Source organism: Bacillus cereus group sp. N6 (genome assembly GCF_016483705.1).
In the GTDB taxonomy this organism is placed as follows: Bacteria; Bacillota; Bacilli; order Bacillales; family Bacillaceae_G; genus Bacillus_A; species Bacillus_A wiedmannii.
This window is the reverse complement of record NZ_JAEHBI010000007.1, coordinates 49,181-61,596: the sequence shown is the minus strand read 5'-3', so window position 1 is coordinate 61,596 and position 12,416 is coordinate 49,181. Positions and strand designations below refer to the sequence as shown.

Sequence of the window (12,416 nt, the reverse complement as noted above, 5' to 3'; positions counted from 1 at the left end):
TCTCTCACTTGTAACGAGTGGTGGCGGCTTTTGGAGTTTTTTATTGCATAAGAGGGGGAACAAACATGAAAGTATTACAAGAAAAGATTTTGAACGAAGGAAAGGTTTTATCTGGTGACGTATTAAAGGTAGATGCATTTTTAAATCATCAAATTGACCCAGTACTTATGCAAGAGATTGGAAAAGAATTTGCTAAACGTTTTAAAGAAGAGAACATTACAAAAATCGTGACGATTGAATCTTCAGGCATTGCACCAGCAGTTATGGCTGCATTAGAGCTTGGTGTAAAAGTAATCTTTGCAAGAAAACGTAAATCGTTAACGTTACAAGATAATATGTACGTTGCAAACGTATATTCATTTACGAAACAAGAAACGAATGAAATTTCATTATCTCGAAATCATATCGATGAAAATGATCGTGTTTTAATTATCGATGACTTTTTAGCAAATGGTCAGGCTGCTTTAGGTTTAATGAGTTTAGTAGAGCAAGCAGGAGCAAGTATTGCAGGAATTGGTATTGTTATTGAAAAAGCATTTCAAGATGGAGGAAAGAAGCTTCGTGAACAAGGAGTTCGTGTTGAGTCACTAGCAGAAATTGCATCACTTGATAACGGCACAGTTACATTTGTACAGCAAGAAACTGCGGAGGTGAAATAAACGATGAAGCAACATCCATTTAAAATCGCATCGCTTGGTATGCAGCATATGCTGGCGATGTATGCTGGCGCAATTATCGTTCCGCTTATTGTGGGCGGCGGACTTGGTTTAAATCAAAAAGAGTTAACATATTTAGTCTCGATTGATTTATTAATGTGCGGCGTTGCGACGATTTTACAAGCATTATCAAATCGCTTTTTCGGTATTGGACTTCCCGTTGTACTTGGTTGCACATTTACAGCGGTTGGGCCGATGATTGCAATCGGGAAACAATACGGTGTGTCTTCTATTTATGGAGCGATTATTGCTGCCGGGTTATTCGTTGTTATTTTTGCGAAATTATTTGGAAAGCTTGTAAAACTGTTTCCACCTGTTGTAACAGGATCTGTCGTTACCGTAATTGGAGTTACACTTGTTCCAGCAGCAATTAATGATATGGCTGGAGGAGTAGGAAGTAAGGATTTTGGTAGTCTTGAAAATTTAGCGTTAGCATTTGGTGTATTACTATTTATCATCATTATGTATCGTTTCTTTGACGGATTTATTCGTTCAATCTCTATTTTACTTGGTCTATTGTTCGGTACAATTGTCGCAGCATTTATGGGGAAAGTAAGTTTGCAAGCGGTTGGAGAAGCGGATTGGTTCCACGGTATTCAGCCGTTCTACTTCGGTACACCAACATTTGAATTAACGCCAATTATTACGATGATTTTAGTTGCTTGCGTAGGGATTGTAGAAGCAACAGGTGTATATTTCGCATTATCTGATATTTGCAATAAAAAGATCGGTGAAAAAGAATTAACAAAAGGCTATCGAGCAGAAGGATTAGCGATGGTGTTAGGTGGTATTTTTAACGCGTTCCCATATACAACATACTCTCAAAACGTAGGACTTGTTCAATTAACTGGAGTAAGAAATCGCGTTATTATTTATACTTGTGGTGGTATGTTAATCGTTCTTGGGTTCATTCCAAAAATCGCAGCTATTACAACTATTATCCCGAAATCAGTACTTGGCGGTGCAATGTTAGCGATGTTTGGTATGGTAATGGCATATGGTATTAAAATGTTAAGTAGCGTTGATTTTGGTAAACAAGAAAACTTATTAATCGTTGCATGTTCTGTTGGAATTGGGCTTGGGGTTACAGTTGTTCCGACATTATTCTCACAACTTCCTGAAAACATTCGTATTTTAACAGATAACGGAATTGTACTTGGAAGTGCGTCAGCAGTACTTTTAAATATCGTATTTAATATGGTGCCGCAGCGTAAAGTGAAAGTAAAAGAAGAGCCAGTGTCTATGCAAAGTGCAGTAAGAGAAGCGTAAAAAAGCAAGGTCTCATTATGAGACCTTGCTTTTCTTTTTAAGTGGCATCATTTTCCCATACGTACCAAGACGCCAAATGTACTCAAGTGGCCCGTATTGATAACGTGACAGCCACCAGCGGCTAATAAAGATTTGTAACGTATAGAAACTAATGCAAAATAGAGGACCTACCCATAATGGAGCAAGATAATCATTTTTGAACAATAGTCCGAATACAAGTAATGTAACAATTGTATGTGAAATGTAGTTTGTTAACGCCATTCGACCAACATACTGGAACGGACGTAATAATGTTTGCCATCTTTCTTTTTGTAATAAACGCATTAACGTGACAATGTAGAAGATGAACAATGTCTTTCCGCTTATCATCGTAATACCCATAAGTGAAAATGGTGTGTATGGTTGATTGTTCATAAAGAAGTAAACCATAATAAACCACATCGGTAATGTTAAAATGAACATAATGATTTGCCATTTTTTAAGTTTTAGATCTAATTCTTTAGCACGGCGGAAAATGTCTTTTTTACCGGCATATAATCCTAGTAAAAACAATCCTAGTGTTTCAGGAAGCATAATAAGACTGTTACTTATTGCTTCAGAATAGAAAGAATGGAATCTGTCTGTAATTTGTAAGCCCCAGTTTTCTAACGGCATAATGGCTATGGAAAAGCCTAGTTCATCTACCGGCACTAATAACATGAGAAGAGAACCTACTAATGTGAACAATTGCATGAAACTTAATAGTACAATTGACCATATTAAAATAGTACGTGGATTTCTCTTGTAAAATAAAAATAAGAAAAATCCGGTAATTGCATAAGTATGTAAAATGTCCCCGTCCCATAAAAGAACGTAGTGTAAGAAACCAAATAATAATAAAATAAGTAAGCGGCGAACAAACAAAGTTTTTGGACGATCGGTTTTCGCCTCAGCACGATTCATAAAAATATAAAAACCTAATCCGAATAAAAACGAAAAAATTGTATAAAATTTCGTTTGAATAAACATATCGTAAAATAGGCGAATATAGCTGTCTATCCCTTCGTAAATTCCTGTAATATCACGTGAGTCAACCCCGGCGATAATTGGCCAGTTAACAAGAAAAATACCTAGTACAGCTATTCCTCTAATAATATCTATGGAATGTATCCTCTCACCTTGTGAAATATTTTGTGTCATTATTTTCCTCCTTGTTAAGTAATTCCCTTTTATTATACAAAATGTAAAGAGGAGGGTATATAGGTAATTTCCAATTTTTAAAACTGTTAAGATATGTATTATGAGATATAATAAGAGTGCACAACAAGTTTTAACCTTCTTCAAAACAGGCAGTAAAGCTCCTTTCTATAAGGGGCTTTCTTTATGAAAAGTATTGATAATGATTCTCTTTAATGATAAAATGTATTTAAAAGTGATAATCATTATCAAAAAAGGTTGGTGCATGAGTATGGTATATGCATTAGTAGCAGGTACAGTCACTGTATATGCAGTTATTGCAAAGTATGTTTTAAATGGAGTAGGAACAGCAAAATGAGTGATATGACATAAAATCCCTTTCATTTGTAAAAAGAATGAAAGGGATTTTTTATTTTTAATGAGAATATGCTGAAAATTTAGTATGATAGTAAAGTGAAACTGTAATCGATGAGGGGATGTATCTCCTGATGATTATGAGCTCGCAAATAGCGGGAAAAAGTATATACATCTTGGATAAAGGGGAACAAGGGGATGACAAACATAGTACAGACAAACGGTATGAAAAAACTTGTTTGTTTTTATGAAGAGTGGCAAAAACACGGCGATGCAGAGAATAGTGTAAAGTTGTTTGAGGTGATTCAAAAATATAAACAAGAACAGCTTATGATAGCGTTCTGCGGTCACTTCTCTGCAGGGAAATCAACGATGATGAATCATCTATATAAAGCGCAGTTGTTACCAACAAGTCCAATTCCGACAAGCGCTAACGTTGTCAAAATTGAAAAAGGAATGGATCGTGTTGTTGTAACAGTTAAATCTGGAGAACAGTACGAATATGATGGTGCATATTCAGCTGAAGAATTAAAACAAATTTGTAAAGACGGTGATGAGGTAATTGGTGTTCATATTTATCGGAATGATGCGCCAATTCCTGAGGGTGTTATGTTAGTTGATACACCAGGGATTGATTCAACAGATGATGCCCATCAATTAGCAACAGAATCAACGCTGCATCTAGCAGACGTGATTTTTTATATGATGGATTATAATCACGTCCAATCGGAAGTGAATTTGCAATTTGTTAAAGAATTGAAACAACGTAATAAAACGGTTTATCTCGTTGTAAATCAAATAGATAAACATAAAGAAAATGAATTATCGTTTGAGGATTATAAAGATAGTGTAAAACAATCGTTCTCTAACTGGGATATTGAAGTAGATGGAGTGTATTATACTTCATTACGAATGATGAACCATACACATAATGAAATTGGGAGCTTAGAAACATTAATTACTTCTATTATGAAAGAAAAAGTGCAGTATGTAAGAGATGGAATGGAGCGAGAAACAGAATATTTAATGGGGGAACATTTTTCATTTATTCTTTCAGAAAATGAAAAAGCTCTTTTGAAATATGAGGAAGAGCTAGCATCGCCGCTTTCTATTTCAGAGATAGTTGAAAAGAAAGAAGAGCTAACGGAAACTAAACAACGCGAGGCTAGTAAAGAATCTCATGTGAGAAACGAATTTATAAAAGGCTTACAAGCTATATTAGATAACGCGTATTTAATGCCATTTGAAATGAGAGAATTGGCAAATGCGTATTTAGAAACGAAATTAACTAAATTTAAGGTCGGTTTGTTGTTTGCGAAAGGAAAGACGGAGCAAGAAAAACAGAGACGTTTAGATGCTTTTTATTCTGCTTTGCAAAAGACTGTTGAAACGCAACTTGATTTTCATGTGAAAGAATTTATTGTTGCCTTCTTAAAAGAAGAAGGATTGTTCACAGAGGAAATTGGGAAAGACATATATGCTTTAGAAATTGCTTTTGGACCAGAAATGTTAGCTGAAGTCATTAAACAAGGTGCAGGTTTCACAGGTGATTACTTACTTCTTTATACAGCGGATGTAGCGAATGAATTGAAGAAACGTTATTTTACAAAAGCGCAGCAAATTTTTGATAAAAGTGCAGTCATTTTAAAGCAAAAGGTGAAGGAAGCAGTTGCACGCATTGAAGAAGAGATTGAAAAATATACGATGTTGCAAACGGCAAAAGAAACGCAATTGCAATACAGTAACAATTTAGAGACATATGAAAGTTATTTGCAAAATGTTTGGCACGAGCGTGTTGCTACACCAGAAGGCTTGCAAATAGAGGAGATATTGCAAAGTAAAATACAAATTGTTAGTGAGAAATTCACACTACAAGAGCAGGAAAGCGTAAACGATAACGTAATGGCTTGTGAGGAAGAGATAAAAGGAACAGCAGCTTTAAATATTCAGCGTATATTAGAGAAAGTGAAGAAAGCTGAAACGATATTAGAGCCATTGCCAGCGCTGAAACATGTACAGCAAGAGGTAATAGAAAAAAGGCGTCGTGTGGAAACGAAACAATTTACAGTAGCGTTATTCGGAGCTTTTAGTGCTGGGAAATCATCATTTGCCAATGCATTGCTTGGTGGGAATGTACTTCCTGTATCACCAAATCCGACGACGGCAACGATTAATCAAATTTTGCCGGTTACAGAGGAAAAACCACACGGAACAGTAATGGTTCAATTCAAATCAAAGCAAGCTCTATTAGAAGATATGAAAGCTGTTTATAAGTTGTTTCATTATGAGATTACTACGTTAGATGAAGCGTTAGCACAAATTGATAAAGTTATGAAATATCCTTCACCAACTGGGAAGCAAAAAACAACATTTAGCTTTTTAAGAGCGGTACAAAAAGGGTATGATACGGTTTCTGCTCATTTAGGGGAGCAAGTACAAGTTACATTAGAAGAGTTTTCTGATTATGTAGCGAATGAAGAAAAATCATGTTTTGTTGAGTACATGGAGCTTTATTATGATTGTGCTTTAACAAGGCAAGGAGTAGCGCTTGTAGACACACCTGGAGCGGATTCTATTAACGCCCGCCATACGGACGTTGCGTTCCAGTATATTAAAAACGCAGATGCTATTTTATTTGTAACGTATTATAATCATGTGTTCTCTCGTGCTGACCGTGAATTCTTAATCCAGCTTGGTCGTGTAAAGGATACTTTTGCACTTGATAAAATGTTTTTCTTAATTAATGCGGCCGATTTAGCAGAGTCTGAAGAAGAACTTGAAATGGTAAAAGGTTATATCGCAGACCAGCTACTGCAATACGGTATTAGAAATCCGCGTTTATTTGCAATTTCAAGTTTATGTGCACTTGAAGAGAAGCAAGGAAAGAATATTGAAAAAGAGAAGTACGGTATTTTACAAAACTCTGGGATTGCTAAGTTCGAGGAATCATTTACATCCTTTATGATGAGAGATTTAATGCTCGTATCTGTTCATGCTTTATATGGTACATTGCAAGGAGCAGATCAGCTTTTAGTAAATATGATAAACGGTGCAAAGCAGGGGAATGAAGAGAAAGAGAAGCAAACGAAAAAATATGAAGCAGAGCGTGATCAGCTACTTCATATTATTTCATCATATAGTGTGCTTGCTGAAGAGCAGGCGATGCAAAATGAAGTGAAAGAATTGCTTTATTACGTGCAACAGCGTCTATTCCTACGCTATAACGATGTGTTTACTGAATTTATTAATCCAGCATCGCTGCGAACGGATGGGAATGTGAAAGTGCAGTTGCAACAGTGCGTTATGGAATTAGTAGCATTTATTCAGCATGATTTACTACAAGAAATGCGTGCGACATCATTACGCCTTGAGAAATGGATAGATGAAGCGATGAAGCGTGCAAAGAATGAAATTGTGGTGAACTGTAAAGTAGAAAATGAATCAATTTCTATGAGTGGAACAGTGGATTATGAATATAAAGATATTGCACATAAAGAACCGTTCCCTTCAGTTGAAATAAAAGATTTCAAAAAAGCACTGGCGCATTTTAAAAATGAAAAAAGCTTTTTTGAAAAAAATGATAAAGCTTTCATGCAAGAAGAGGCTAAAGTTGTATTAGAGCCTTTCGTATCAAACTATGTAGCTGATGAAAAAGATTTATTTGTTCATCATTATAAGCAAGAGTGGGATTTGAAATGGAACTTATTCCAAAAAGTGATGCAGCAAGATGTGATGAATTATTATGAAAGTGTATTATTTGCATTGGCTGAAACAATTGATGTATCACTATATGAACAAAGTAAAGAACAATTGCAAAAGCAGTTAGTAGAGATTGAAAAAGAAATTTATGTGATATAGTCGTTATGAGAAAAAGATTCGTTCAATTTTCTTTTGCAATACTGTATCTAAAGATTTGACAAACCCAGCAAATTCATCGGTAGAAATCATATGAGTAAGAACGAGGCGTCTGCCGTCTGGTGTTTCACCGCATAAGACGAATGAAGAAAATTCATATGTTTTGTTTTCTACTACTAATTTTGGGTAGGAATACGTGTCGCTTTTCTTCTTCTTTCCATCAATAGAGATGACGTTGCACTTTTTCTCATTGTTGTCCATGGTGAATCCCTCCTTTCTATTATTTATGGTAGACAAGGAGGGTTTAGAACAATAGAGAAAGGGGAGTTTTTTATGTGTGTAGTAATAGAGTATATTTCGAAAGAAGCTATACCGAAACCTTTATTATTACTTGCTGATCCAAGTGAGGGGCAAATTGATACATATGTACAAAGAGGGAAAACATATGTAGCTAAGCAAGAGGGGAGAGTTATCGGTGTATATGTTCTTTTGGAAACAAGGCCGAAGACGATGGAAATTATGAATATTGCGGTTGTAGAGCATTTGCAAGGAAAAGGGATTGGAAAGAAGCTATTAAGTCATGCCATAGAAACCGCTAAAGGATATGGTATGTCAAAACTTGAAGTTGGTACAGGCAATTCTAGTGTTTCACAACTTGCTTTATATCAAAAATGTGGATTTCGTATTTTTTCTATTGATTTTGATTACTTTTCGAAGCATTATGAAGAAGAGATTATTGAAAATGGGATTGTATGCCGTGATATGATTCGGCTTGCAATGGAATTGAATGAGAACGTATAACTTATTTAGGGGGAAGAGAAGATGGAAGTACATAAAGCAATTACAGCACATTCTCGTAAACAAAATGAAAGTGTAAAAGCATGTTTACAATTAGATGCGCAGCGTGAAGCAGCTATTGAAGCAGCCGTATCTCTTGCGTCAAATGGGAAAGAATTTTCGGTTGATGTCATTAATGTTGTAACAAAGCAAATTAATGATCTTGCAAAAAATGGTGTTACACTAGAGCGTAAATATGTTACAGAAGAAATGGTTATGGAGTATGTAAGTCGTTTGCAAGAGAAAGAAGGTCGTTAAAGATGATAGTTACAGTCGAATGGTTACGTGAGCATATAGAAGATGAGAATGTCCGTATAATCGATTGTCGTTTTGATTTAGCGAATCCTAATTGGGGTAGAGAAAAGTATGAGGAAGAACATATTCTTCATGCATTATATTTTGATTTGAATTTAGATTTATCAAGTCCTGTAACAGAACATGGTGGTCGCCATCCATTGCCGAATATTGAGGAGTTTGCAGACAAGCTTTCACAAGCTGGTATTGATGAACATACGACAGTAATTGCATATGACAGTCAAGCGGGTGCAAATGCTTCTCGTCTCTGGTGGTTATTAAACTATGTAGGACATGAGAAAGTATATATATTAGATGGTGGATTTCCAGCTTGGAAAGAGAATGGACTACCGATAACAACGGAAATTCCTGTTGCTATACGAAAAACATTCAAAGCAAATGTACAAGATCATATGCTTGTAACGATGGAAACGGTGAGAGAGAATATTCATGCAGGTGCAGATGTTACGTTAATTGATTCTAGAGAGCCAAAACGTTATGCTGGTGTAGAGGAACTAGTTGATCCAAAAGCAGGACATATTCCGACAGCAGTAAACTATTTTTGGAAGGATGGAATTGTACAATCAGGGCAATTTAAGAATGAAGCTGGACAACAAGAACGATTCCGAAATCTTTCGAAAGATAAGGAAACAATTGTATATTGTGGTTCTGGTGTTACAGCCTGTCCAAATATCCTTGCATTGAAATTAGCTGGATTCCAAAATGTTAAATTGTATGCAGGTAGCTGGAGTGATTGGATTTCTTATCCAGAAAATCAAATTGCAAAAGAAGAAGATTAATCACTTGCATGCAAAAATAATTTGTATTAAAATAAGGTCACAAGCAAGAAATTGCTCGAAAAACTTTGTATTTTACACATTGGAAACAATGTGATAATATAACGACAAGTAAATAATACATCCTGCGGTGTACGTAACTTATTTATGTCTAAAACCGATGTTAGTTATACGGAAGCTCAATATTTAGCGACCATCATCAAGCCTTCCTTGTGGAGGAAGATGTACGGTAACTGTGAGGGCATCCACCTGCGAGTAGCGGGTTTTTGGACATTTACGAGGAGCGGCACGTGCGGGGGTCTTATTTCAACTAACATTATATAAAATTCCTACGGTGTACGTAGCTTATGCATGTCTTAAACCAATAAGTTTAATATGGAAGTTCAATATTTAAATGTAGCTAACATGCCATCTTTTTAAGAAGGAAGTTACAAACATTTGTGAGAGCATCCACCTGTGAGAGCAGGTTTATGGACATCTAGAGAGAACGGCATATGTGGGGCTATATAAAAACCTTACGTTTTATACGTAAGGTTTTTTTGTTGCATACATATATCTATTTTATCTGGATTCACCTGTGAAGTTTCCATAATAAATATAGCACTTTCTATCTTCATCAATCTCTCTTGAATCTAAAGCGAACTCCATATGCATGCCGTCGCGCTGAATATATATAAGGTCTGAATGAAGAGATGGCAAAATTTCTTCATAGTTCCATACATCTTTCCGATCTATTATGCTTGAACTCGTTTCACTTAGTTCTCTAACCTCAAAACCGATGTGAGAGTATGTAGGATCTGAAGGGTCATTTGCAAACTCTTCTTTTTGAATATATATAACTGCTGTTCCGTCTGGATCTACTGAAGTAGCAGTAACAACATATGTCTTGTTATCCTTTATAAAATATTCACACGTCATGCGTGCGATGATTTCAGAGTTAGAAATATTTGCGTAGTTCCATAAAGCAGGATACCTTTTCGTTTCATCATTAAGTCGATATTCTAAGCGCATTTTATCCCTCTTCTTCCTTTTTCTTCTACTTTATCATGCTATCTTATATAATAGTAATAGAATTTAAAAAGGGGAGTGCGAAGGTGACAAAAACGAAATGGCTAGTAGGTGGTGTCGTAACGTCTTTAATGACTGGCACCTTATTTGGCTGCGCACAAGATCTTCCCCCAAAACCGAATGATAATAGTTGTTCAGATTGGGATTGGGATGATGAACTTGGGGTATGGCAGTGTGATGATAGTAGGTCAGGTTATCGTGGGCATTATTTTTATGGTGGGAGTTACTATCAAAATAAATCCACTTTTAAAAATTCATCGGCGTTTAAATCTTATCAATCGTCTGCGGAATTTAAAGGTGGAATTGGAAGCGGTTCAAAGGGAGGATTTGGGGGCTAACATATGTCGCAATACATAAGAGAACGAAAAGCGTTTTATTCGAAATATCCGAATTTTTGGTCGGATTTATATGAATGTGAGTATAGTTTGTTTCATGTTTTCTCTATAACAAATCAGACTATGAAACAATTGCAATTAGCAACTGAACGAATGGGGAAAATATTTTTTAAGACTGCTAAACTTTTGCGGAATTTAAGTGACGAACAGCTTCTTGAACTTGGGTATCCTCCTGCAAGCTTATCGTTTATTAGAATGAAAGGATTATATCCTGAATCTGTTATTTCACGATTTGATTTCGTTTTAACAAGTGATAACCAAATTAAAATGCTTGAGTTTAATAGTGATACACCAACTTTTATTATGGAATGCTTTCAAATGAATGGAAAAGTTTGTGGAAAACTAGGCTATGATGATCCAAACTTGGGTCAAGAACGATTACTATCTTCTGGTGTTACAAAGGCCGTAATGGAAGCGACAAAGGGAATAGATAACCCAAATGTTGTTTTTACAGCACATCATGAACATATTGAGGATTGGAATACGACTATGTATTTGAGTCAGCTATGCCATGTTGAAAATAAAGTAGTGCCAATGTCAGAACTTAGAATTACAAAAGATGCTTTAGTGGATAGGGATGGAGTACAGATTGATATTTTATATCGCCAAACATATCCGATAGAAGATTTAATTGAGGATCAAGATCCTGAAACAGGAGACTTCGTAGGTGTGGAACTGTTGCAACTTGTAAAAGCCGGAAAGCTTTTTATAATAAATCCTTTGTCAGCATTTTTACTTCAGCCAAAATCAATTCAGTGTCTTATTTGGGGGTTAGCAGAAGAAAAGGCCTTTTATACAAATGAGGAACAACAGTGGATTAAAGAATATATGTTACCTACATATTTAGAACGAGATTTATTTTTGGGAAAAGGTTCTTTCGTTCAAAAACCTTCATTTGGTAGAGAAGGAGACACAATTACCGTTCGCGATAAGGACGAAAATATTATGATTCAAAATGCACACCAAACGTATAAAGCGTCACTGCCGATATTTCAAAAGTATACAGAACTTCCAGTCGTATCTTTGGAAACAGAGAAAGGGATGGAGAAACTGTCGTATGTGTTTGGTTCGTTTTTAATTGCTGGAAAAGCGAGTAGTATCGGTATTCGCGCTGGGGAAAAAATTACGGGGAATGAATCGTACTATTTACCGGTAGGTATAAAAAAGGAGGAAAGTATATGATTAATTTTTTATTATATTTAGCAGTAACACTGGGCCTTTTATGCATTGGTCTGTTCCTCATGGAAGTGACAACGAAAGTAAAAGAATTTAAGTTAATGGCCCAAGGGAATAAGGCGGTAAGCTATGTACTTGGAGGACGATTACTTGGGTTAGCTATTGTTTTATATTCGACAGCAGCTAATTCCATTTCACTTCTTGATATGGTTTCGTGGGGAGCCGTTGGGATTTTGGCTCAAATTATCGTCTTTTATTTAGCTGAGTGGCTTACACCACGCTTTAATATAAACAAAAGTCTTGAAGAAGATAATCAAGCAGTCGGTCTTTTTCTTATGTTTTTATCGCTTTCCATTGGGATTGTAATTGCTGGTTGTATAACTTATTAAAACCTTTACGTTTAGACGTAAAGGTTTTAATAAGTTATACGTTAGTTCGCCATACCTTTCGAAAAAATTGTAGGCTACTGTTGACATCTA

12 protein-coding genes and 2 other RNA genes are annotated in these 12,416 nt (G+C 35.7%); 11 read left to right on the top strand and 3 right to left on the bottom strand.

Annotated features, from left to right (window positions below):
• Positions 1-65: 65 nt before the first annotated feature.
• Positions 66-659: a xanthine phosphoribosyltransferase gene (locus JDS99_RS08060; RefSeq protein ID WP_000866483.1), complete on the top strand. Its 594-nt coding sequence runs from the start codon at positions 66-68 to the stop codon at positions 657-659.
• 3 nt (positions 660-662) lie between these two features.
• Positions 663-1,985: a xanthine permease PbuX gene (gene pbuX, locus JDS99_RS08055; RefSeq protein WP_000809222.1), complete on the top strand. Its 1,323-nt coding sequence runs from the start codon at positions 663-665 to the stop codon at positions 1,983-1,985.
• A 15-nt stretch (positions 1,986-2,000) separates the two neighbouring features.
• Here the strand turns inward: pbuX and JDS99_RS08050 are convergent, their stop codons facing one another.
• Positions 2,001-3,164, bottom strand: coding sequence for a DUF418 domain-containing protein (locus JDS99_RS08050; RefSeq protein WP_199694910.1), 1,164 nt, complete (start codon positions 3,162-3,164; stop codon positions 2,001-2,003).
• 549 nt (positions 3,165-3,713) lie between these two features.
• Here JDS99_RS08050 and JDS99_RS08045 point away from each other — a divergent pair.
• Positions 3,714-7,373 (top strand): dynamin family protein, encoded by a 3,660-nt coding sequence (locus JDS99_RS08045; protein WP_199694909.1) that lies wholly within the window; start codon positions 3,714-3,716, stop codon positions 7,371-7,373.
• Positions 7,374-7,376: 3 nt separating this feature from the next.
• Here the strand turns inward: JDS99_RS08045 and JDS99_RS08040 are convergent, their stop codons facing one another.
• Positions 7,377-7,631, bottom strand: a complete 255-nt coding sequence (locus JDS99_RS08040) for a DUF3931 domain-containing protein (protein ID WP_000369740.1) — start codon at positions 7,629-7,631, stop codon at positions 7,377-7,379.
• A gap of 72 nt (positions 7,632-7,703) precedes the next feature.
• Here JDS99_RS08040 and JDS99_RS08035 point away from each other — a divergent pair, with 72 nt between their 5' ends.
• The 5 genes from JDS99_RS08035 to ssrS (JDS99_RS08015) all read left to right on the top strand — a co-directional run bounded on the left by JDS99_RS08035 (position 7,704) and on the right by ssrS (JDS99_RS08015) (position 9,805).
• Positions 7,704-8,171, top strand: coding sequence for a GNAT family N-acetyltransferase (locus tag JDS99_RS08035; RefSeq protein WP_060489657.1), 468 nt, complete (start codon positions 7,704-7,706; stop codon positions 8,169-8,171).
• 21 nt (positions 8,172-8,192) lie between these two features.
• A complete protein-coding gene (locus JDS99_RS08030) occupies positions 8,193-8,465 on the top strand; it encodes a YpbS family protein (protein ID WP_000451816.1) in 273 nt (90 codons plus the stop codon).
• 2 nt (positions 8,466-8,467) lie between these two features.
• A complete protein-coding gene (locus JDS99_RS08025) occupies positions 8,468-9,301 on the top strand; it encodes a sulfurtransferase (protein ID WP_064056757.1) in 834 nt (277 codons plus the stop codon).
• Positions 9,302-9,417: 116 nt separating this feature from the next.
• A non-coding RNA gene (ssrS, locus tag JDS99_RS08020) (6S RNA) lies at positions 9,418-9,600 on the top strand.
• A gap of 21 nt (positions 9,601-9,621) precedes the next feature.
• A non-coding RNA gene (gene ssrS / locus JDS99_RS08015) (6S RNA) lies at positions 9,622-9,805 on the top strand.
• A gap of 54 nt (positions 9,806-9,859) precedes the next feature.
• Here the strand turns inward: ssrS (JDS99_RS08015) and JDS99_RS08010 are convergent.
• Positions 9,860-10,309: a hypothetical protein gene (locus JDS99_RS08010; protein ID WP_001235541.1), complete on the bottom strand. Its 450-nt coding sequence runs from the start codon at positions 10,307-10,309 to the stop codon at positions 9,860-9,862.
• Between the two features lie 83 nt (positions 10,310-10,392).
• Between JDS99_RS08010 and JDS99_RS08005 the strand changes: the two genes are divergently transcribed.
• From JDS99_RS08005 to JDS99_RS07995, 3 genes are read left to right on the top strand one after another with little or no spacing between them, the layout of a single operon-like run.
• Positions 10,393-10,704, top strand: coding sequence for a hypothetical protein (locus tag JDS99_RS08005; RefSeq protein WP_000169026.1), 312 nt, complete (start codon positions 10,393-10,395; stop codon positions 10,702-10,704).
• A 3-nt stretch (positions 10,705-10,707) separates the two neighbouring features.
• Entirely contained in the window at positions 10,708-11,943 is a 1,236-nt protein-coding gene (locus JDS99_RS08000; protein ID WP_088062737.1) for a glutathionylspermidine synthase family protein, read from the top strand.
• On the top strand, positions 11,940-12,326 hold the full coding sequence (locus JDS99_RS07995; protein WP_000606860.1) for a DUF350 domain-containing protein: 387 nt from the start codon (positions 11,940-11,942) through the stop codon (positions 12,324-12,326). The genes JDS99_RS08000 and JDS99_RS07995 overlap by 4 nt, the downstream gene beginning before the upstream one ends.
• Positions 12,327-12,416 lie beyond the last annotated feature (90 nt).

Bases quoted from the DNA above. Each gene is read 5' to 3' on its own strand.
- JDS99_RS08035 (WP_060489657.1), top strand. From the start codon at position 7,704: ATGTGTGTAGTAATAGAGTATATTTCGAAAGAAGCTATACCGAAACCT.
- JDS99_RS08060 (WP_000866483.1), top strand. From the start codon at position 66: ATGAAAGTATTACAAGAAAAGATTTTGAACGAAGGAAAGGTTTTATCT.
- JDS99_RS08000 (WP_088062737.1), top strand. From the start codon at position 10,708: ATGTCGCAATACATAAGAGAACGAAAAGCGTTTTATTCGAAATATCCG.
- JDS99_RS08025 (WP_064056757.1), top strand. From the start codon at position 8,468: ATGATAGTTACAGTCGAATGGTTACGTGAGCATATAGAAGATGAGAAT.
- JDS99_RS08010 (WP_001235541.1), bottom strand. From the start codon at position 10,309: ATGCGCTTAGAATATCGACTTAATGATGAAACGAAAAGGTATCCTGCT.
- JDS99_RS08040 (WP_000369740.1), bottom strand. From the start codon at position 7,631: ATGGACAACAATGAGAAAAAGTGCAACGTCATCTCTATTGATGGAAAG.
- JDS99_RS07995 (WP_000606860.1), top strand. From the start codon at position 11,940: ATGATTAATTTTTTATTATATTTAGCAGTAACACTGGGCCTTTTATGC.
- JDS99_RS08030 (WP_000451816.1), top strand. From the start codon at position 8,193: ATGGAAGTACATAAAGCAATTACAGCACATTCTCGTAAACAAAATGAA.
- JDS99_RS08050 (WP_199694910.1), bottom strand. From the start codon at position 3,164: ATGACACAAAATATTTCACAAGGTGAGAGGATACATTCCATAGATATT.
- pbuX (WP_000809222.1), top strand. From the start codon at position 663: ATGAAGCAACATCCATTTAAAATCGCATCGCTTGGTATGCAGCATATG.
- JDS99_RS08045 (WP_199694909.1), top strand. From the start codon at position 3,714: ATGACAAACATAGTACAGACAAACGGTATGAAAAAACTTGTTTGTTTT.